The sequence below is a fragment of the Anaerosporobacter faecicola genome (genome assembly GCF_012070565.1).
Classification (GTDB): Bacteria; Bacillota; Clostridia; order Lachnospirales; family Lachnospiraceae; genus Anaerosporobacter; species Anaerosporobacter faecicola.
In genome coordinates, this window is sequence record NZ_JAAQRO010000022.1 from 1 (window position 1) to 19,921 (window position 19,921).

Genomic DNA, 19,921 nt, shown 5'->3' on the forward strand with positions numbered 1-19,921 from the left:
AAAGAATAAGCTTTATTTTGTCTAGAACGCAATAATCCATTATCACCTTCTGCTTGGTAGCTTTTAACCCAGTTATCAATAGATGTTTTGTGCGTTATTTCGTATTTTTTTGCTAGTGAGTATGCACTGCCTTCTCCAGATAGATACGCAGTAACAACCTTTTTCTTTAATTCATAACTATATTTTGCCATAAAAATACCGATCTCCAATCATTAGATTTTTTAGGTCTAACTTTTGGGGGTCGGTACACAGGCAGAGATTAAAATAGCTTTTTGAATTAGGGGCATTGAAGTCCTAAAGTATATACATAATTAAATAAATATATCTGTTAACACATCAATTTCATCGCTTGTCAACTTCTCTGTTGCATAACGAGATGAACTCTTATATTTATCTAACCAATTTTTGTCTCCATCTAAAACATCCTTCCATTTACTAGCTAATCCATGTTCAGTTATCAAAATACAATTTCTTACAAAAATATCCGCTCCCTCTCCTTTTAATAAATGTTCTCTATCTTTGCTATCATATGCTTGTGCAAAATAACTTCCACATGGATGTTTAATCATTTTATCCCCTTTTTTATACAAATAGTACAATTCTATATCAAATCTATCAACAGCAATAAGTATTGAAAAATCTCTTCCTACCATAGCTGTTTTTAACTCAGATACTTTTACACATTTCAAATTGTGCTTTTGACACAATTCTGTCATATATGTTGGTATCTCGTCATTAATCTTTGTCCATAAATTATCCACTGTTATCACCTCTTCCTAAACATAGTTTTCGTAACATTATCAAATGAATATCCATGTTTTCTCAAATATGTATATTCTCTACCAAATCCTGTAAGTTCTATTTTCCCTGTATACATATTTGTTCGAGTTAAGTTATCCCATGTAGGTTCTGTTGCAATTTTAAATATATCATTTCTTTCTACTGCATTACTTAACCATGGTTGATTATATTCATTCCAAAATTGATTAGGAGAAACATATAATTCATCGGGCGTATTTAACAAATTAAAACTACCATCTTTTGGTCCAAAATCAAGAGATTTCACATTACCTAACTCGTCAAGAATTGCACCAGTATCACTTCTATATGTCCCTAACACCGTCGTTGTCTTACCTGGTGTAGCTTCTATCACTAATCCATTTGAAGTAACGTAATCTAATTTAGTCTTATTTCCACCCTTACCAACAACATCATCACCAAAGTCATCAACCACATTATAACTATTCCTAACTTCCTCTGCAATATTAGCATTTCCAATTTTCTGCGAAATTTTCTGAATAATACAATCTCCTAGTTGGAATAAACCTTGAACCATCAATACCATTTCCAATGTGAATTCCGTAAAATCGATTCCTTTCGTTAGTGCTATTGTGATCTTATTGTTCGTATTTGCACCAATTTCTTTTGCGCACGTATCAATACTACTATAATATTCTGCTATTTCTTTATTTCCATTTTGAGATTCTTCATAAGCTCTCATATTATTGTAAATACTGATTGGTAAATCAACGATCTTTTTGAGTAGCAATGCTTTGACTGCTAAAATTGCAACTCCCGCATAAGGAAGACTAACAAATAGTAATATTATTGCTCCTGCTTTTAACAATGGATTTATTATGTATTTCCCACCTTGATGTTCGTACCAATAATCAATTTTACCAGGTAATTCTCCTACTACCCAATTCACCGCATATGTTATATCCAGCAAAACATCATAGGCAAATTCCCCCGCTGTCTGCACTGCATTTGATAAAAAAGTAAAAACTCTGCTTCCAACAGATTTATTTTTCTTTTTCTTCTTTGGGAAGCCTCCTTCCGATTGAAACAATTCCGCAACTCGTTGATCGACTGCTTTCGCACCATATTCCTCGTTTTCAATAAATTGTTCTAGTTTCAAACCATACTCTTCATAGATATCTCTCTTATCATATAAGTGCATCATCTTTTTTGATACTTGCATTTTAGCTTCTGTTGTGTAGTTCGTATTCACTCCACTTAATGAGTCAATATTATTGATTATCTTCGTTTGTAATTTAAGAACGTAATCCTCTGCTGTACTAGCAACTTTTTTTGCATGTTTTGCTGCGTCATAGATTGAATCATAATTTAGTGCAATGCTAGCCATGCTAGATATCCTCCCTTTTCATTGTTTGCCTGATGAGCTATTTTTCAATTACTTCGGTTATGGTAGCATATTTCTTACTAAAAATGTTGCATTCCTGACAGACAACATCAAATCCTGACAGATGACATTTTCTTTCTGTAAATTCGTATTAATTCTATCTATTATCTGTATAATATAAGGGGCACAACTACTTTTGCCCCTTATACATAAACTCAAACTTCGCAATTGCAGTTTTTAAACGAGCAGATGCTTGCTATAATCATCGTAAACGCACTCTCTCTTGGCTCCACACGTAACAGTGAGAAGTTTGTGTTAAAACTATAAAATCTACGTAATTATTCCGTGATCTATAATTACAAAAGCAAATCCAATCAGAATTAGCTTCTCTGATTGGATTTGCTTACTAAATCATATTCTAAAAATAATTCCCATAAGAGTGAAATAAGTTCTTTACTACTTCATAGCTTTGTTTCTTTCTTCTGTATTCATCTACAATTCCTTTATTATTCATAGTTCTTGGGCGTTTGTCAAACCACTCTTTACTTACTTTCACATCACAAAATTGCCATATATACACACCACTGCAATCGTCGTATCCTAAGATTGCTTGTAGCTGTTTTTCCAAAGCTTCTGCTTGATATTCTTCCGTCCATTTGGAATTATATGCATCATGATATCCATAGATGGCACCTGCGCCAACCTCCGTGATTAAAAATGGTTTTCCTGCTCCTTCTGTCTCCTTCTGAACCCATTGATACAAGTCATCCAGATACGCATCGACTGGTGTATCGTGATACCACAATGGATAGATATTGTAGGAAACCACCTCCGGCAGTCCAAAACATATATCTGTCTTGAATTTGAAGCTTGCAAAAGAACGGGGACGCGACGGATCTAGCTCCTTAATAAGAGCAAACTGTTTTGCATAACAATCCTTTCCATACTCACTGTCACTTGCACATTCATTCAGAATTCCCCATATATAGATACTTGGGTGGTTATAATGCAAGGGAATCATCTCGCGGATCACATTCTCCGCCTGAGGTTCAAAATTCGGATTTTGCATATCTTCTAAACTTAATCCTCTTGCATGATTCTCTTCCCATACAAGAATTCCTTCTTCATCACACAGATCAAGAAATACCTCATCATTTGGATAATGAGATGTTCTTACGGAATTGCATCCCATATCCTTGATAATCTGCAAATCTGCTGCCATTGCTGCATAAGGTAATGCGCAAGTAAACTGTGGATGATCCTCATGTCTACATACCCCTTTGATACGTAGAGCCTTATTATTAAGTAAAATCTTCTTACCTTCTATTGCAATCTGGCGAAAACCAAATCGATCAATATAATCATCAATGGCAACCCCTTGTTCATACAAGTTTGATGTGATGTAATACAATTCGGGTTCTTCTGGGCACCACTCCACCACATCCTTGCATGCCATACTCTCACTAATTACAAGCTCTTCCTTTGGTTCAACAACAATCCCTTGTTTGCTCCATTTTTCTTTCTTCAACCCTTTTCCAGAAAGAATGGTATCCAGATCAATCACATGCTTTTCATCACTAACATTCACAAGACACACCTGCACTTGTGCATTCCAACCATTTTCAGTTTTGCACGGTGTGACCAGAATGTTCTTAATATAGACATCTTCTATGGTTTCTAACACAACCGGTCTTCCAATTCCACCATAGGACATATAATCATTCGGTATATGTAGCGCACTCTTCTCTGAAAAGCTGTTATCCGCTAGGATTTCTAAGATATGTTCCCCCTTTGGAAGATCTTTCACAATTGTTGCAAAACTCGTATAAGCATTGTAATGCTCTGCAATCTTCTTCCCATCAAGATATACCGTAGCAGTATGACATACTCCCTTACATTCCAGCCTGATGTTTCCTTCTGCTTCAAAAGTTGTGGTGTAGATCCCTTTTCCTCTATATCCTGCATATCCTGGATAACCTTCCCAACAACTTGGTGTTGCAACCTTTAAAACCTGATTCGCATGTTCCCCTTCACATGCTTTAAACTCCCAAAGCCGCTCTGTGAGTTCCCTTCCTTTTCTTACCCGATGCATGTCAAATGTTCTTATCATCCTTACTACCTCCAAAATGACTTTTTGTTATGTACCTTTTATCAATACAATAAGTATACACCCCTTGTTTCATGCTTTACAATGCATTATACTATTACATAATTGATCAATTCTCATATTATTCAAAGTTTAAGGAGGCCATATGATACAAATCACAAACATCGGAAAAGACGCCTATCATGATTCTACCTATAGTGTAAATAGACCCAATGGTCACCCTTCTTACCTGCTTTTACTTGTAAAGACACCTTGCGTATTCTTAATCGAAGAGGAATGGGTCCCTATTACAGAAGGCACTGCATTTTTATTCAAGCCCTATCAGCAGCATCGTTACTATGCAAAAGGCAGTTGCTATATTGATGATTGGGCACATATCACTTCCTCACAGCCTTTACTGAATGAACATTTTCCCTTTGGCAAGCCTATCGTTCTACATAACCAAATGGACTACTATAATCTGTTCCATGTAATCTACAATGAGTATTTTTCCAAAACCTCTCATCATAACATGATTATGAACAATCTTATTCATGCCTTACTTGATAAGCTTTTAGATGAATGCGATTCCATTGCATATCCCGATCTATACTATAAGTTTCTTACACTTCGAGAGCAAATGCTCCGTTCTCCCGAAAAGCAATGGACTGTACCAAGGCTTGCACATGAACTGAACATCACGGCAGGGTATTTCCATTCCTTATATAAACGGTACTTTAACAGATCCTGTATGAATGATCTCATTGAACAACGAATCAAGAATGCAACTGAACTACTCATATCAACCAATCTATCCATTGAAGAGATTGCTTTCCAATGTGGCTATCGTCATACGGAACACTTCATTCGACAATTTAATGCGCACATGAAGATGTCACCGAATAGATTTAGAAAAGAAATAAGCGCACGGTAAGGTGCGCTACTAACGTTTCAAAATCCTCTTATGCTGATAGGCAATGGGTTCCAAACAACTTTGAACCACAATTGGTCAGTTCCTCTTCTTCATAACCACCACATATTAGCGTGCACTACTTACTCTCATTTCTTGATCAATAAGATGCAGATTCAGCTCCCCAAGTTGATCCAGTGATACAACTTCCTGTAGATAGTAGATTCCATTCTCATAAGATGTGATATTCCTCGCAACATAGGCAGCAACTGCTCCTGTTAATTGACGATTCTCAAAACCATGTATGGATACCTCTCGTCTATACAGACTTCCTGCTTTTTGTCCTGTAACGACAACGTGAGAAATATACTCTGCCGTGCCAATATGCATCTTCTGGGCTAATTTCATTAAACTGGTTGTTGATTTGATAAGACGCGTAACGTGTTTCTCACTTCCACATAAAACCTTTGATAGAATCCCCCATCGCTGCATAGTCACCACCAATCTGGTGATCCAATTTACATCATAACTGAACCAAGAATGAACGGTTGCCCCCTTATGAAATGATTCCATGATTGGCGCATCTGCTAGATGGATATTCGTAAAGATCTGTACTTTCCTGCCTTTCTGTCTTGGTATTTGAATCTTTGCTTTGTTCATAAATGCTCTCCGTCCCTCTTGTTTCAACCCAAGCTGATGAAACAACCATTGAATTGCATTAGCACCATGATCCTCACCGGTCCCAAGCATTAAGTAACTATCAATCGTATTAATCGATGTAAACCCTTCTACCGCTTTCTCACACAACAGATTGCTGATCCCTGGTGCAATTCCAACACCTAGTATGACATGAATTCCCGCATGTTCTGCCTCTTGTTTATGTACCATTAATCTGTCCAAAATTGTAGATGTGGGAGAAATATCAATATAATGGATCTTCCGTTTGATACACTGAAGAAAAACTTCTTCATTATTGCTTTCCACACACATCACAATGGTATCAACACCAGCAAAATCACGATCTGCTAGTTTTGAGGTATCAATTGCCCTTGCTTCTCCCTTGATTTTCTCCTTCTTTATAAACTGTTCCGCCTTCTGCAAACTTCTACCGGCCACTATGACAGAACTTAATGCTTTGGAGACAATGCTCCCCACCTGTCCATAGCCACCAATCACCATATTACTCATATTATGATTCTCTCCTATCTCATCTATTATCTCATTTTCGCGTTTGTTTTATTTTATCCTTATTACAAACTGGTTAGGATTTCAAACATAGTCTACTTGTTATTTCTGATTTCCTATATTCCCCTTCACCAAATCCACAAGGGATATCTCTCTATGGTGGTAATGTTTTCTTGACTTTGCTTTGTGCCGATAATCAATAGAATGGGTAGGGCACCATTGTACACATGCCATACATTGTTGACAATGGTTTGAGAAATCTGGTCGTTTATCCACAATTTGAATATTCTGTACAGGACAGATTTTGGCACAGGTACCACAACCATTGCATGTATTTGCCACATCATAGTGCTGACCAATGTCCGAGAAAGATGCCATTGCTTTTTGTAAACTTGGCTCCCATATCTTACTGTAGAGTATGCCTGACTTCTTTAATACCGATACGGTATGCTTTTCTATATCCTTAACGATTCGGTCAATCTTTCGATCTGCCATATGTAATACGATTTTCTGATATAATTTTGGAAATGCATTATAAGACAATATGTAGTTTCCCGGAAACATAACCATATATTCGCCCGCAACCATTTGTCCCGTAGCTTCAATACACGTCCTCATATCCTCTGTTGCATGTCCTCGATTTCCACCACACCCTACAATTGTAATGATTTCTTTCGTAGAACCATAGGAAATGTCCCTTAAAACCTCAGCCACATATGGCGGAATATGGGAATAATACGCTGGAGCGCAGTATATGATTCGATCATATTCCTGTACAATGTCTGCTACTTCCTTTAGTTTATGAAATGGGTAGATATCCACATTTTCCATCTGCTCCTGTATTCTTTTTGCAACATACATATTATTTCCGGTTCCGGTAAAATAAAATATTACTGTTTTTTTCTCTGTTTTCTTCTCTGCCTTCATTTCTATTCTCCTTATTCCTATACTCCATTTCACTTTTACATTTCGACATCTATCGAAGTGTATGTTAAAAAATAAAGAAACTGTATGTACAATTTCTTTATTTCACATGTAGTTCCTCTCGTAACGCATTAACTGTTTCGTAATTCACCTTAGCTACTAAATATTTACCGTCCTTCATTGTCTCGATCAAACCTGCATTGACCAACTCTTTCAGATGATGAGAAATGGTTGGTGCTCCAATACACAATTTATCCATGATTGCTGAAACTAAACAAGGACAGGAATCAAAGGATTTTTCCTCACTTTCTAAAATACTATGAAAAATCTCCAATCGATTCTCATTAGACAAGGCTTTATGAATATTCGCTAACTGTTTTGTTGTCATAACCAACCTCACTTTGATACTTATCGAATTATCATAACAATAACACATCTCATATTGAACTGTCAACTTTTTTGTATCTATGTTTGCTTCTAGATCTCAGATGGATTTTATCCACAACACCTTTGGCGGATTTCCATTTTATTTCGCTACGGTGCATTGGTTATATGCGTAGGTGCTCTCCATATTCTATGTATTACTTTTATTTCTGTCCCGACTAGAACCGCGGCTAAAATCGTTCCAATACCAACACTTCCTAACGTATGTAACAACAGTAGACAAGTGCACAGCGATATAATTACCATCGAGATATCAAAGGCCAACTTCACACTTGAGAATTTCTTTTTCGTAACTTGGGAAATGGCAAGCATTGCTCCTTCCCCCGCCAATGGAACAAAATCCGCTGGTACATATAGAAAGATTCCAAATGCAATTAGAACCGTGCTAAAGATCATCATGAGCAACTGAATCCCCATATTGTTTGGATCAGGCAAATATGTCACAAGATAGTTGCAAAACGTAGTAAAACTACCAAATAAAATTCCAACTGGAACCTGTAACAAGTTCTTTATTCGAAATGCTTTTCTCAATAATAGAATCTGAAGTAGCACCAATGCAATGTGGAATAAAATTGTTGCTCTCCCCATTTCAATCCCCCATACACAGGTCATCGTATAGGGAATGGAACTAACAGGAGACACACCCAGATTCGACTTAACCGAAATTGCAACTCCCATTGTCATAAGCAAAAACCCAAAAACATAATTCAACATTCTTATTAATAGCTTCTTTTTCATTCGTTTCCTCCTTCGTATGCGTACCATTTATTTTATAACATCATTCTTAAAAATGCAAAAAACCTGTCCATCTAATCACGAACAGGTTTTTCTTTGTTACAATTATATACGTTTTACAGCAAGTCGTACTCCGAAATATGTAATGATAATTCCAAACTTTAGTCCCTTAATTATCATTGTTAATCCTCTCTTACAAAGTCTCTCTTACCATCTCTATAATCTCAATATCCGCTGGTAGCCATTCCACAGTATCCAACTCTCCTTTAGCAAGCCATTTTGCTGCTTCATGCTCTTTGAGTACTAAGTCTCCTGATACTATTTCTGCCCAAAAACAATCCATTGACAGATGGAAGGATGGATAATCATATTCGATTGTATGCAAGAAATCACCTACATGAATTTCTGTCGCAAGCTCTTCCATAATTTCACGAATTAAAGCTTCTTGTGGAGTTTCTCCTTCTTCAATCTTTCCACCCGGAAATTCCCAGCCACCTTTAAATTCCCCATATCCACGCTGCGTAGCAAATATCTTATCATCTGATCGAATAATTGCTGCAACTACTCTTACTGTATTCATAATATTTTTATGTCCTTTCAAACATCTGTTGACTATATGCTAAACACAAAATTGCAAATGAAAGATTCCATTCCGATTTTAAACAATTTGATTTTTAGCTTACAAAATAATCATATATATCATCTCTTACTGGTGTGTTAAGTATCCACTCAATTTCAACTGCCGTCTTCTCTGTTCCTTGCATAACAAATTCTTCTGCTTTACCGCTTGCTTTCACACGGCCTAAGTAGTAAAACTCTTTGGAAATCTTATCATCCTTATTCTTTCGGACAAAAAGTTCAACACATATTCCACGTTCTTCTGCATGTAAAAAATTCTGTACATCATCTGAAGAAAGACTTCTTCCTGATTTTGATATAGCAATCAATGTACTATTATTTACAAAATGATCTTCATAATTCGTAGTGGCACTAATATCTTCTTCTTTATCATAGTTAATAAAGATCGGAAATGTATTTGTTCTTCTATCATATTTGTATCCACCAATATTCAAAGGGACTTCATTATGTTCCCAGTTCAAAAGCCTACACACATCTTCATACGTATACTTCTGGTATAAGACCAAGTCTGTATCCGCATAGGTATTACTATATCCTGATCTATATCGTGCTATTCCAAACTCAATTAGTTCCTCTACAATCTGACGAAACTCTGGATTTTGTAACATGCTCTTAAACTGCTTGCTAATCGTATAATCTCCACCACTTTTTTCAAGGAAAATACAATTCGAATATGACTTTTTTCCACTACCAGAAGGAAACTCATTTGTCATAACATTAATAACATTTTCTTCCACTAGCTCATTCATCTTAACACTATAGTTTTCAGACAATGACTTTCTCCAAACCGCAATTATTCCCGTGTAATAGGATAACAACCGTTTTAACAATTCCAGTTCATGAATCCTTTTTCCACTAGCGAGCTTCTTTGATATGAATTCAACAGTTTTTTCTTCTTGTTCTGATAAGCGCACAGAATATTCCTTTTCATACTTAACCAAGAACTTATAATACGAACCAAGATTGGAATTATCGAAGATACAACATACATCCATCTCTCCATATTGATCAAAATCGGTTAGCTTTGGAATACGGCCAAGTTTGCATTTTAAGTTATAATAATTCTCCTTGATGAGCTTAACATCACTAAAATTCGCACTATCAATAGCTGCAAAGATTCTTTTCTTTGAAATTTCATCAAAATGAATTGTGGAGGCTCCCGGTATAACTCGTTCCCCCTCCATAACATATCTTCGAATGGAATCCTTATTGTAACTTCGATCTCCAGATAATGCAATAGGAATCATAAAATTATTCTTATAGTTTCCTATGAAATCAAGGATGACTACATATTCCTTATCCAATGCCTTTCTAAGACCTCGTCCTAACTGTTGGACGAATACAATTGGTGACTGTGTAGGTCGAAGCATGATTACCTGGTTTACTTGAGGAATATCTACACCTTCAGAGAAAATATCTACAGAAAAGATGTAATCTAACGCACCTGCATCATGCACGCTCTTATGATCAGGCACATCCATAACAAGTTTTTCAATAACTTCTTCCCTCTTCCCATCGTTATCTTCTCCTGTTAATACTTCTGTGCAATATCCTCTTTGATTGAATTTCAAAGAAAGCTCTTTTGCTTCTTCTTTTCTACTACAGAAAATCAATCCTTTTACACGATCTCCACTATGTCCATAGTATTTTGCCTGTTCAATCACATAATTAACACGTTCGTCCGATACCAATCGATTAAAATTCTTCGTACCCGTTTCATCATCAAACACTTCTCCATCAATTTCTATATCCGTTATTCCAAAGTAATGAAACGGACACAATAAATCTTCTTCCAATGCCTGTTGCAATCGAATCTCGTAAGCAATATTATGGTCAAAGATCGCATACACATCGAATCGTTTTGTTTCTGGACTTGCAGTCATACCCAGCCAAAATATTGGTTTAAAATAAGACAGGATACGTTGATAACTCTCTGCACCTGCATGGTGGCATTCATCCAAAATTATTTCTGTAAAATGCTCTTCTGAAAACAAACAGTGAATCTCATCTTTCGCCATCATCTGCATTGTTGCAAACACAAAATCCGCATCCTTTGCAGCTTCGTAATCCTTCGAATTTCCTGATAACAGCACAAATTTCTTATCACTATCAAATACTCGCTGATAACTGGCCATCGCCTGTCTCGCGATCTGTTCTCTATGAACAATAAACAAAGCCCTTTTGGTTTTCATCTCACGAAGTGCAAAAGCAGATGCATATGTTTTACCTGTTCCGGTGGCTGATATCAGCATTGCCCGATCAACTTTTGGATCTTCTCTTAACTTATTCAAGTTATTGATAAAATCAACCTGCATTGCATTTGGTTTTAATGTGCTTTTCTTAATATCAATAATGTTCTGTGTTTTAGCAATTTGTCTCTGCTGTCTTACGATTTTCTGATATTGCTTATATCTATCCGCATAATCTGAGATAAAAGCATCAAAAGGAAGAGTTCTCTCGTCAGTCCATAATGTCTGAAATTCACCCACAATTTCCTTTGCTATTTCGCCATCACGAGTGGAAACGATTTTCGTATTCCACTCACGATTTGTAGTAATAGCGCTCAATGTCATATTAGAACTACCAATAATAATACGATAAATCTCATCCTTTTCGAAAATATACCCCTTCGTATGAAAACCTTCTGCCCTATTATTACTATTCGTGCAAAACATTCGAACTTCGATATTCTTTAATGAATGCAAGGTTTCCAATGCCTCTGGATCACTAAACATCAAATAATCCGTTGTTAAGATTTGTCCTGGTATTTGCTTCTTCTCCAATGCTTTCAGTGTCTGTAACATCGGAGTGATTCCACTTTTTGTGATAAAAGCAACGCTAATCGAAAATGCATCACAATTCTCCAACTCCCACTCCAAAGAAGACAATACTTTCTTGCCTTTTTTGTAGTTATTTGAAACAAATTCAGGACGATATGCAAGGTTTGAATTCACCGTACTATTCATATATGCGGTATTCATTCCTAAACTTAATTCTGATAATATGTTTTCCATCTGCATTCACCTTTCACCTTACTAGTCTTCTGTCCATCTACCTGGTATTTATGTAACAAGTATTGATCTTGTTTTAAGTATGATAATAATTTGGGTAGTCCAGTTTCACGCATCCAAGTGTAACTTAATTTCCCTTATCTGTCTATGATTGCATAAACGACGAACATCACTAGTTCTGTCTAACCTCTCTAAAATGAATAGGTGATTTCTTCACCTTAGCTCTTCGCTAATTCTTCCATATGTGTAGATATTTCAAAGATTTCCTCTAATATATCATTCAATTTATTTAAGGCATCCATACTGTTTTCACTTACAGAAATACTACTTTCCGCAGATGCTGACACCTCTTCGCTTGTGGCCGAGAGGTTTGTGATACTGTCATTAATCTGTACATTTGCTTTTAATATACTGTCCATTTCATCAGAAAGATTCACTATTGTATCGTTCAATCCATCTACCTTCTCTTCAATGAGATCAAATTTTTCTTTCGTGGTCTCAATCATGGACTTTTGCATGTCGGAATATTTTGCTGACTTTTTCATATTCACAGACGCTTCTTCCACGTTAACGGTTAATTTCTCAATGATCTCCGTAATCTTAGTGGTAGATTCTTTTGTCTCCTCAGATAGTTTACGAATCTCATCCGCAACAACTGCAAATCCTTTACCTACCTCACCAGCTCTAGCCGCTTCAATCGAAGCATTTAATGCCAATAGATTGGTCTGTTCTGAAATATTTAAAATCGTACCAATAATTACTTCTACTTCTTTGATACGGTTATTCAATTCATTTGTAATAATCCTTGTAGAAGAATTAATCTCTGCAGTCTGAAGGGAATGATGTTTTAACTCTCGAATTAATTCCGTTCCTTCACCGATTACCCTTTGTGATGTCAAAGATGATTCCCTCATCTCTGATGTCTCACGTCCTGCATTTTCCAAACTAGTTTGTATGTCACTGGTTCGCATAGTCTGTGATTCAATTGCTTCTGCAGTTAATTTTACACTCGCTGCAATCTCTTTTACAGAACTATCGCTAACTTGCATACTCTCTGTAAGAATTTGTGCATTTTCCTGTGCACATTTAAATTTTGCTGTCAATTGTTCTGAAGCACCTATAATCTCTTTCACTAACAATGATGTCGTATCCATCTGTTTACTAATTTCTTCTATATTTTCCTTCATATGTTTACTCAACATCTTAATAATTTTATATGCTCCAATACAGAAAAGCACAACATAAAATGTCTGCATAAAACTTTGGTCCTGTGTATCCGGATACAAAACAAAATTCCTAGTAGCACTAGCCACATTCAAAGCAATTGCTATTATCATCGCATTTCTTGCACGTTTTACATTCATATACGACATTACGCTCAACATAATCGGATAGATCAGTGCATACATATATATATGACGTTGTGTAAAAAGTGTCAATGTATAAGATGCTAACAAACACCCCATGCATGCAACGTCAAACTTCTCACTGTTTCGAAACTTAAAATAGATAACCAAGAATGCCACCAAAATAATAACACTAAGTATTGCTCTCGGAATAACTACTTTCATATTTGCTGTAGTATCTACTAAACCAAGTACTGCAAGTAATGTGGAGTAGACTAAAGTCACCCCGCCTAATATCATTGCTGTCTTATTTTTTTCCTGTTGCTGTCTTTCTTTTAATATCATAAATCATCTCTCCTATCACCCTAATACCGCTTGTAAATTATATCCAAACCTTCTGTACTTCCACCACAGTCAGATTTGAATCATTCTCTTCTGATAAGCCTTCTATTCTGATAAGCCTTCTATTCCATATATTTGATGAAATCATATATATGAAAAAACTTCATCATATGTAAGTGCGCCAACACTATTCTGTCATAAAGAACCTTAGGTGTCATAAAGAATACAATTGTATGCTCTCCGATCGATCCTTATCCCCCTCCTTAGCAACCCTTTTCTGTTCTTTGGAAAGTTCCGTATCGAAAATAAACATACAAAACAAAAAAAACGATATCGCCCTTTTTCGATGCCTCCTTGAGATTAAAAAGACACAAAATTACAGACATAGCATGTCTACATAATTTTGTGTTTAACCGTACTGACCTCCTGATAAATAAGCAGTATTATACTTTATCGTCCAACATTCAAGCATATTCCCTCACCTCCTTGCGTATCCAGTTATTTAACCCAACTATTTCTTAATACTAATTATATATATCGTCATTACTTTCCATTTCCTTTAGTTTATTTCCATACATATACGACATTATTTTACATCATTTTACCTGTTTCGTCCATAAATCCGATAATTCTTCTATAATATGCCCATGAACAAAGTGTACTTTTATACTCTCGCGTTAATAGCATTTTCAAAGTACAATTTGTTCTCCGCGCCCAGCACAGTCAGCTTCAACTGTAATCTACCTTATGTGGGAGTGCGCATCCCCCGGAGGGTTTTTATACTAGGAAAGTCGTAGGACTTTCCTAGTATAGAAAAAAGTTAGAAGACGGTTCATTTTCACCATCTTCTAACTTTTTTATTGTCTACTGTTGTTTTCTATTTTGTTCACTTACCAAATAAAATAAACCATCATAACACATAGGAATGGAATAGGTGTAGCTGGAATTCCCCTATAATTTGATTTGTTATGGAGCTTAAGAATAATAACTTTATTTATAAGATTTCCAATCAGTAATCCAAGTGCAAGTAAGAGAAAGAGTTTGACACTATGACTCAATCCACTAAGCCACAAAGCGAAATAAAAATAATCCCCAAACCCGCAAGTAGGATATAGATTATCCTTTTTTCCACAACCATAAATGATTGCCTTATACATAAATTCTTTATTTCCCATCGCTTTCGCATTAGCCGTTTCTTTCCCATACTTAGTGAAACTTAAAAGGTCACTTACTGAAATTGCAGCACCTATGCTAAGTACCCCTTCAACCTCCAAATGAATACCAACTAAAACACCAAGCATAACGACTGTGAAGTAAGTAATCAATCCATTTACAAATAGCCGCTCTCTTTTATATTTCATGAAAAAAAGGTTGATTACCATATAGGTAACCCCAACAAATGATACAAATAATATTTTTTCATTAGTTAGATATTTTAAAACATAGATCAAACATAATTCAACTATCAAGAAAACAAATGACCATATATACGATTTTTTTAATTTATCCTCCATTGCTATATCTCTCCTTTATTTGCTATAGTGTAACAATGCATCGTATACTTTTACCCAACAAATCTTCGGTCCCAGACATCGTACCCTTGTCTTCTTGCAGAATCATAGACTGGTTTCATATTTCTTTCTAATACACTACAAAATTCTTCTTCTGAATTTCCTTTTCGGTACAATTCCTGATTTGCCCATATGGAATGTAAATTGTCTCGATAACATGCTTCATATAATTTTCGAATTCCTTCTTTTTCATGTATCTGCTCATACATTATGTACTGATTCTTTGCAAACCGAATGAAGAAATCATCCCAATACGGTAATTTATTACTCTTCACTGAATTCAGATTAGAATCCATCGGCATCAAATTCCACAACTCATCATTCATTACAAATGACCAAGGAATAAAGTGATCAACATCATATTCCGCCTGACTAATTGCTTCATCCGTGAACACATCTACTACCGGCTTTAATTCCAGTATTCCATCCCATAATTTATGTACATGAGCCAACTTACGATTTTTTTCCTCTGACAAATCCAACTTATAGATAATTCCTGGCACCTCTGGATTATTGTTTTGCAACCACTTTACTTTCTCACATTGAATCCAACCTAATATGGGAACTGTATGATCCTTAATCATTTGAACCCACGCACTGCTGAATGTTAATTTGCGATCCAACCCATTCTTATCACCAAAGGTATAGGGAAGTACGATTTCCCTTTGGCTCAAACGATTATAGTATTCCATCATTCTTCCTGCACTACTATCTAAGCTAATTCTATTCCCCGTCTTATTAGCAAAGCCGGATAGTGCTTTGTAGGGAACATTTTTTGTAAGATCCATCTTTTCCGCATGAAGTTCCTTCTGAAATTCTTTGATTGCATTCTTAATTTCCACACAAGAGACTTCCGTCTGCAACCCACTTAATTCCTGCAATTTTATTACTGCACGTTCAAGATTATCCTTAATCTCACCATTTCCAAAGATTCCGCTCAAATGTATATGGTACTCAACCACTGGGTACCAGGCATTGGCAATCATTTCATCAATAACATCATCATAGGTCGCTTCTGTCCGATTCTCTGCAATCAAATGCACAATTGCTTCCAGCCAATAAAACTTATAACAATAGGAGGGATCCTTCATCATACGTGAAAACCCTTCAATATCTAAAGCATTATAATATTTTTCATCAATCCCTAACGGATTTCTTTTTTTCTTAGAATTACATTCAACCATCGTTCCTCACCTCGGTTTACTCGAACATCACCTGAAACCCACTGTTTCTCTACTGCAAGTTTGTAGTTCTTTGTCTGTCCCTGCTCTAACAATTCTATCAATGTTTCCTCTGTGAGATACGTGAAATATCTACCATTCTTAATTCCTTCCACATTACCATATTTAAAGGAAATATAAACAATGCCATCCTTCTTCGTTGCATCTGTTATTTTGCTCAATATGTTCGGAAGGCTCCTTCTTGGAACATGTAAAATTGACGCGCAGGCCCAAACACCTTCGTATTGTTCCTTTTCATTCAACTCTTCAAATACCATATGCTTTACTGGAATCCCGGTATATTCTGTCGCAAGCTTACACAACTCTGCAGAACCGTCAATAGCGTCAACCTGATATCCCTTTTCCAAGAAATATTTTGTATCACGCCCTGAACCACATCCCAAATCTAATATCTTGTTGCCATTCGACAGGTAAGAGAGAAACAGCTCCTGAACCTCTGTAAAATGTACATCCACCGTTCCATCTACGAATTCCTGCGCTCTCTTATTATAATAATCCAAGGTACATTCTGTTATCTCGCGAAGTGTTCTTGGGTCCTCCGATTTTTTTGCGTTCACCGGGTCCAACCAAGTATTTATATCCGATATTTTTTGATTAAGCTCCATATGTGGTAGTCCTCTTCTACATTTTTCTACTTCATTTTTCTACTTCATATTCTATCATAACTACCAAATTATCACAATCCAAACGTGATGCCATTACCGACAACACACGATTCTCCATCATTTTCACGATCAAATTACTGCCCTTGAAAGCGTACCCTCTTTGCAACTTCTTCCCCATTAATGTACTTTATTTTTCATCCAGTTATCTAAAAATTCCATCTGCTCTTTTGTATGGAACCAATGCTCTCCTGTTGGCATAACCGTTATATTTGCATGATGCGCTTCAGCAAATTGTGTAACCGTTTCTATCGATGTTAGATTATCCTTTTCTCCATATAGTATGTACGTTGGAACATCCCAATGAATCGGATTGCTTCTTACATAGAATAAATATTCCCACGATAAGGTCTCACCAAATTCCGTTGTAATATTCATCTTTTCTTTCAACTCAGCTTCCGTCACGTTTGCCCATTCCATCATATCCATAATCAGTTTTTCCATATTTACAATCGGTGATATTAAATATGCACGTTTTATTGCATCTTCTATTTTGGCATTCATAGAAAAGAAAGCACCTATACTGTTTGCTACAAGTATTATATTATCATATTCTCTGTTCAGTGATGTTACCTTAGATTGAATCTCTCCCTTTGTCTCCCAAGGAGTATTCTTTTTATAGTCTAACCCATATACGTCCCATTCAGGAAATAATGTTTTGTAGTGTTCTGCCTCTTTCGCACTCCCACCTTTCCCATGAACATATAAAATAGCCGTTCTTTCTGTCTTACTTTCCATGATCGTTCCTCTCCTTTATTAGTTGTTTTTTGATATATGAAATAACGGATTCATTCGTTTCTCGATTTATTGAAACAATACAACTCCACATTCGAATACCCTGGTAGGCATATAAAATGATATTTACAATTTCATATACATTTACAGCATGGAATTCTCCACGCTCTATTCCATAATGAATGAGTGCCGTCCATTTTTCCTCTCCACATTTGATAAAAGACTCCACAAAGTCATTCTCTCCACTGCCAGCATATTCATATAATGCAAGACTTAAAGAATCTTCTGGATGATTCATTTCCTCTTCCATCAAGGCAAGCGCTTGATTTAATATTTGTGTTGCTGAAACACCTTGCTTCATTTCCTCGTAAAAATTCATTTCTTCTTTTTGGTTTAATTCCTCAAGTATTGCCTCAAATAATTCTCTTGTACTGGAAAAGTGGCTATATAAACCTCCTCTACTAAGATTTGTAACTTGGCAAATATCTTTCATCGTGACATATTTGAAACCATTCTTTGCAAAAAGTTTATATGCTGCATCTAATATGCGTTCTCTTGTTCGTTCTTTTTTCAAGCTCATTCTGTATCCTCCTTTCTGTTTTCGACACTCATGTCGATTATTATTATAGACACATGTGTCGATTTAGTCAATCCCTTTTTGTATGATTACCAACCTATGAATCCAAACTTCCACATTCCTTTTGTTCCCTTTATTTTGTATGCATTAGCAAGTCAAAGAGCGGTTAAATTGTGAATTCTCATAAAAAACTTCTGCTAGTTTTCTTGTAGGCGCGAAGCTTCTATACTATAATAGAAGATGTATTGGAACAGAATTATTCATTCATTATTCATTAATATCATTTAAAATCACCCGCAACCCTACAAATACTTGCAAATATTATCGAGTATTTGTTGTTCTCTTATATTATGATTAATGTGAAAGGGGAAGTATATGGATACTCTAGAAAATATGAGACAAGCGATTAATTATATTGAAGACAATCTTGATGGTCAAATTGAATATTCCAAAATTGCTCAAATCGCTTTATGTTCACAATATCATTTTCAACGCATGTTTTCTTTTTTAACTGGCGTACCACTATCCGAGTATATAAGGCGACGTCGCTTAACACTTGCCGCTTTTGACTTGCAAAATAGTAATGAAAAGATCATTGATATCGCTTTGAAGTATGGCTATAACTCGCCTGATTCATTTACTCGTGCATTTATGTCAGTGCATGGAATTTTGCCTTCAAAAATAAGAGAAAAGGGCATATCCTTAAAGGCGTATCCTCGCATAACCTTCTCTTTATCATTGAAAGGAGTTGTTGAGATGAATTACAGAATTGAAAAGAAAGAATCCTTTACCGTTGTAGGTATTACCCAGAGATTTTCTCAAACTAATTTAGGAGAAAGCGTAGGAAAGATGTGGAGCGAAACTCCCGCAGAAACAATTACACAAATCTCCGCACTTGGAGATGGGCTAGTAGGTGTATACAGTGGAATGTATGAAGACAACACCACAGATTATTACATAGGTTCTATAACCGAGAAAGACTGTCCTGAAACAATGTGTACCCTTGAAATACCTGCTCATACATGGGCAATATTTGAAATAGTCGGTCCTTTGCCTACCGCTATGGCAGATGTATGGGGACGCATCTTCTCCGAATGGTTTCCTACATCCGGTTATGAGCATGCGGAAGCACCCGAAGTGGAATGGTACTCACAAGGTGATCTCGGTGCAGCTGACTATAAAAGTGAGATTTGGATACCCGTTAACGCTATTTAGAGATTTGTAATATAGTAAAAAGAGGATTTGTCATCATTATACATAAAAATACTACTATGCAAATGAACCGCCTGCACAGAGTATGATGTTTGACACTTCCTCTTTTCCTTTCTTACTGTTTTGCGCACAAAATACGCATTTCTGTCCCGTTCTTC

19 protein-coding genes are annotated in these 19,921 nt (G+C 36.0%); 2 read left to right on the plus strand and 17 right to left on the minus strand.

Annotation, left to right across the window (positions count from 1 at the left end; genetic code table 11):
* The 4 genes from HBB17_RS08230 to HBB17_RS08245 form a co-directional block, all read right to left on the minus strand.
* On the minus strand, positions 1-191 hold a 191-nt coding region (locus tag HBB17_RS08230; RefSeq protein WP_167957008.1), incomplete at its 3' end, for a helix-turn-helix domain-containing protein.
* A gap of 120 nt (positions 192-311) precedes the next feature.
* A complete protein-coding gene (locus tag HBB17_RS08235; protein ID WP_167957009.1) occupies positions 312-761 on the minus strand; it encodes a hypothetical protein in 450 nt (149 codons plus the stop codon).
* Positions 762-766: 5 nt separating this feature from the next.
* Positions 767-2,146 carry a hypothetical protein gene (locus HBB17_RS20335; RefSeq protein WP_207717334.1) on the minus strand — a complete coding sequence of 460 codons (1,380 nt, stop codon included), beginning with the start codon at positions 2,144-2,146 and terminating at the stop codon, positions 767-769.
* Between the two features lie 415 nt (positions 2,147-2,561).
* A complete protein-coding gene (locus tag HBB17_RS08245; RefSeq protein ID WP_167957010.1) occupies positions 2,562-4,253 on the minus strand; it encodes a glycoside hydrolase family 2 protein in 1,692 nt (563 codons plus the stop codon).
* A 142-nt stretch (positions 4,254-4,395) separates the two neighbouring features.
* On the opposite strand from HBB17_RS08245, the gene HBB17_RS08250 reads away from it, so the two are divergent.
* On the plus strand, positions 4,396-5,163 hold the full coding sequence (locus tag HBB17_RS08250) for a helix-turn-helix transcriptional regulator (protein WP_167957011.1): 768 nt from the start codon (positions 4,396-4,398) through the stop codon (positions 5,161-5,163).
* A gap of 105 nt (positions 5,164-5,268) precedes the next feature.
* Here HBB17_RS08250 and HBB17_RS08255 read toward each other — a convergent pair whose 3' ends face one another.
* The 13 genes from HBB17_RS08255 to HBB17_RS08315 form a co-directional block, all read right to left on the minus strand.
* Positions 5,269-6,327, minus strand: a complete 1,059-nt coding sequence (locus HBB17_RS08255; RefSeq protein WP_167957012.1) for a saccharopine dehydrogenase family protein — start codon at positions 6,325-6,327, stop codon at positions 5,269-5,271.
* A gap of 99 nt (positions 6,328-6,426) precedes the next feature.
* Positions 6,427-7,251 (minus strand): EFR1 family ferrodoxin, encoded by an 825-nt coding sequence (locus HBB17_RS08260; protein ID WP_167957013.1) that lies wholly within the window; start codon positions 7,249-7,251, stop codon positions 6,427-6,429.
* Between the two features lie 97 nt (positions 7,252-7,348).
* Positions 7,349-7,636: an ArsR/SmtB family transcription factor gene (locus HBB17_RS08265; protein ID WP_167957014.1), complete on the minus strand. Its 288-nt coding sequence runs from the start codon at positions 7,634-7,636 to the stop codon at positions 7,349-7,351.
* A 146-nt stretch (positions 7,637-7,782) separates the two neighbouring features.
* The gene (locus tag HBB17_RS08270) at positions 7,783-8,430 is read right to left on the minus strand and encodes a YczE/YyaS/YitT family protein (protein WP_167957015.1); all 648 of its coding nucleotides are present in this window, start codon (positions 8,428-8,430) and stop codon (positions 7,783-7,785) included.
* Between the two features lie 190 nt (positions 8,431-8,620).
* Positions 8,621-9,007: a (deoxy)nucleoside triphosphate pyrophosphohydrolase gene (locus HBB17_RS08275; RefSeq protein ID WP_167957016.1), complete on the minus strand. Its 387-nt coding sequence runs from the start codon at positions 9,005-9,007 to the stop codon at positions 8,621-8,623.
* Between the two features lie 94 nt (positions 9,008-9,101).
* Positions 9,102-12,086 carry a DUF3427 domain-containing protein gene (locus tag HBB17_RS08280; RefSeq protein ID WP_167957017.1) on the minus strand — a complete coding sequence of 995 codons (2,985 nt, stop codon included), beginning with the start codon at positions 12,084-12,086 and terminating at the stop codon, positions 9,102-9,104.
* A gap of 209 nt (positions 12,087-12,295) precedes the next feature.
* Positions 12,296-13,768: a methyl-accepting chemotaxis protein gene (locus tag HBB17_RS08285; protein ID WP_167957018.1), complete on the minus strand. Its 1,473-nt coding sequence runs from the start codon at positions 13,766-13,768 to the stop codon at positions 12,296-12,298.
* Between the two features lie 887 nt (positions 13,769-14,655).
* Positions 14,656-15,279: a hypothetical protein gene (locus HBB17_RS08290; protein ID WP_167957019.1), complete on the minus strand. Its 624-nt coding sequence runs from the start codon at positions 15,277-15,279 to the stop codon at positions 14,656-14,658.
* 50 nt (positions 15,280-15,329) lie between these two features.
* The gene (locus HBB17_RS20340; protein WP_238483705.1) at positions 15,330-16,520 is read right to left on the minus strand and encodes an HNH endonuclease domain-containing protein; all 1,191 of its coding nucleotides are present in this window, start codon (positions 16,518-16,520) and stop codon (positions 15,330-15,332) included.
* Positions 16,481-17,182, minus strand: coding sequence for a class I SAM-dependent methyltransferase (locus tag HBB17_RS08300; RefSeq protein ID WP_167957020.1), 702 nt, complete (start codon positions 17,180-17,182; stop codon positions 16,481-16,483). The genes HBB17_RS20340 and HBB17_RS08300 overlap by 40 nt, the downstream gene beginning before the upstream one ends.
* Before the next feature lie 31 nt (positions 17,183-17,213).
* Positions 17,214-17,360, minus strand: coding sequence for a hypothetical protein (locus tag HBB17_RS08305; RefSeq protein WP_167957021.1), 147 nt, complete (start codon positions 17,358-17,360; stop codon positions 17,214-17,216).
* Positions 17,360-17,977, minus strand: coding sequence for an alpha/beta fold hydrolase (locus HBB17_RS08310; protein ID WP_167957022.1), 618 nt, complete (start codon positions 17,975-17,977; stop codon positions 17,360-17,362). Before HBB17_RS08310 ends, HBB17_RS08305 begins: the two co-directional genes overlap by 1 nt.
* Complete coding sequence (locus HBB17_RS08315; RefSeq protein ID WP_167957023.1) at positions 17,967-18,554, minus strand: TetR/AcrR family transcriptional regulator; 588 nt, start codon at positions 18,552-18,554, stop codon at positions 17,967-17,969. Before HBB17_RS08315 ends, HBB17_RS08310 begins: the two co-directional genes overlap by 11 nt.
* Positions 18,555-18,926: 372 nt before the next feature.
* On the opposite strand from HBB17_RS08315, the gene HBB17_RS08320 reads away from it, so the two are divergent.
* Positions 18,927-19,766, plus strand: coding sequence for an AraC family transcriptional regulator (locus HBB17_RS08320; protein WP_167957024.1), 840 nt, complete (start codon positions 18,927-18,929; stop codon positions 19,764-19,766).
* The last annotated feature ends 155 nt before the right edge of the window (positions 19,767-19,921 follow it).